This is a genomic window from Pseudoalteromonas sp. ESRF-bin5 (assembly GCF_002632075.1).
Taxonomy (GTDB): Bacteria; Pseudomonadota; Gammaproteobacteria; order Enterobacterales; family Alteromonadaceae; genus Pseudoalteromonas; species Pseudoalteromonas marina.
The window spans coordinates 1-1,553 of record NZ_NTLW01000169.1; the positions used below are offsets into that span (position 1 = coordinate 1).

The following is a 1,553-nucleotide window of genomic DNA, read 5'->3' on the forward strand; positions in this document are numbered from 1 at the left end:
TTAAACGCACTGATCCTTGCCTAACTTTTTAAGCCATAATTATTTTAGCTCGAATTAGAGCGAGTTAATACATAGGATGAAGCAAGTAATGTCGTCGGTTATCTTGCTGATATTCGTTGGTTATTACTATTTCTAGTAACAGAGCAGACCTTACTTATTTCGTCGTGGCACCTGTCTTCAGTCTATGTTCGTGGTTCAATGCAGCGTTAGCTGCATTGCCATCCTAACGCCGTCGGTGGTTGTGCCACACCCGATGCTTGATCCCATGCATTAACTCTAATTCTTTTATCATGCGGGTACTCTTGCCAATCTAAGTTTTTTATTCACTGGCGTAAGCACCACTTCTCTTGCAATAGCCCATATGTACGCAATCATTTCTCGGGCAATGGCGGTAACAACCAGATTGTAGTGTTTCCCTTTGGCTATCATTTTTTTATAGCGTTTGCAGAGCCTAATCTGTGCTTTCCACGCAATATCAATAATGTCCTTTGGTAAACCTTCTTGTCGTTTTTGCATATCTGTGGATATATTTGCTGCATAGCGATAAGTATGTGCACCTTCCACAAGAAGGCGCCTTGCTCGGCCGTTCCCGCATTTTGTGATGGCGCCAATATGGCGTTTGCCACCACTCGAGTGTTCACTGGGTACAAGACCGAGATAACTCATTAATTTGCGGGGATGGTCGAAACGCGATAAATCGCCAAGCTCAGCAACAACGCCAGTGGCGACCAACAAACGGACACCACGCATAGCTTGTATTGCTTTTACTACAGGATAATAACGCCACTGGTGAACGTGGTGTGTTAGTTCATTATCTAGCCGCTCAAGTCGGCTTATTCGTTCGGTAATTGTGTGTAAAAATTCTTGTAAGACGATGTGCTGAGCGGGGTGTGGCAACACAAGCTCAGTGAGCCAACGTAAATGTTTTTGTGACCAATTCGCAGTGCCTTTGTAATTAATATTATTGCGAAGCAGCAGCGCCTTTAATTGATATTTGGCATCTTTTAAATCCTTCATGGCTACTTCGCGTGCACGAGATAAATCACGTACAGCTTCATCTTCAGGCTCAGGAACATAGATAGGTGTTAAATCTTCAGACTTAAGTAATTTAGCAAGCTTAAGGGCATCACGTTTATCGGTTTTAATTTTCTCACCAGGTTTTTTAGGAATAAGAGAAGGTGCAACCACATAACAGCAATGGCCAAGGCTGGTAATTAATCGGTAAATCCAATAACCACATGGGCCAGCTTCATAAACAAAATGAAGTGTTGCGCCAGGGTATTTCGATTCGAACTGGCGAACAAGCTTTTGAACGGCCATTTTGGAAGACGAAACTCGGCCAAGATGAACAGGTTGCGCACCTCTATGTTCTTCAATATAGGCAACTTCATTGAATTCTTTATGTGTATCAAGACCGATAAAAAGTATGCTATGTTTATTCATGTTAGCCTCTGCTGTTTAGTTAATTGACAAACTAATTATGGCTCTGGCTTTGAATTAAGCTAACCCACGAAAAGCGGAGGCTAACACCGTGTGGGAGTCATTATGTCTAT

At 42.5% G+C, this 1,553-nt stretch carries 1 protein-coding gene; it reads right to left on the bottom strand.

Annotated elements, in window-relative coordinates:
* Positions 1-288: 288 nt before the first annotated feature.
* Entirely contained in the window at positions 289-1,443 is a 1,155-nt protein-coding gene (locus BCG07_RS09590) for an IS110 family RNA-guided transposase (protein ID WP_138740772.1), read from the bottom strand.
* Positions 1,444-1,553: the final 110 nt, after the last annotated feature.

Coding starts and splice junctions, on each gene's coding strand:
- BCG07_RS09590 (WP_138740772.1), bottom strand. CDS start 1,443: ATGAATAAACATAGCATACTTTTTATCGGTCTTGATACACATAAAGAA.